Source organism: Corallococcus sp. AB030 (assembly GCF_003668965.1).
Lineage (GTDB): Bacteria > Myxococcota > Myxococcia > Myxococcales > Myxococcaceae > Corallococcus > Corallococcus exiguus.
In genome coordinates this window covers 1-385 of record NZ_RAWQ01000536.1, presented here as the reverse complement: position 1 = coordinate 385, position 385 = coordinate 1, and the positions used below count along the sequence as shown (strand labels likewise).

Sequence of the window (385 nt, the reverse complement as noted above, 5' to 3'; positions counted from 1 at the left end):
GACCTGTGGCGCATCGTCTCCTTCGACGAGTCCAACGACCCCGCCCAGAACCTCACCGCCTCCTTCGAGGCCGCCCTCCAGCAGGTGGACGCCCACCTGGAAGCCCTCATCCGCTCGGATGTCCGCTCGGCGGGCGACGCCAACGAATTCCTCGTCGAGGCCATCGTCGAAGCGACGTTCGAGCCGCTGCCTTCTCCCCGCTCCACCGCGTTCCCCGGTGACAACGCGGGGGCTTCTGGCCAGACTGGGGACGAGTTGTCCGGTGACCTGGACGACTGGGATTTTGACGAGGACGACGTGGCGGCCGAAGACCCCTCCAACCCCGACGAAGCCTCCAAGCTCCGGCGCCAGCGCCTCCTTCGCCGCGCCATGGAGAACATGGGCA

Annotated in this window: 1 pseudogene; it reads left to right on the top strand. The window is 67.8% G+C overall.

The features are described 5' to 3' along the window. Positions 1–385 (top strand): annotated as a pseudogene (locus D7Y15_RS43955) (molecular chaperone DnaJ); the annotation flags it as partial.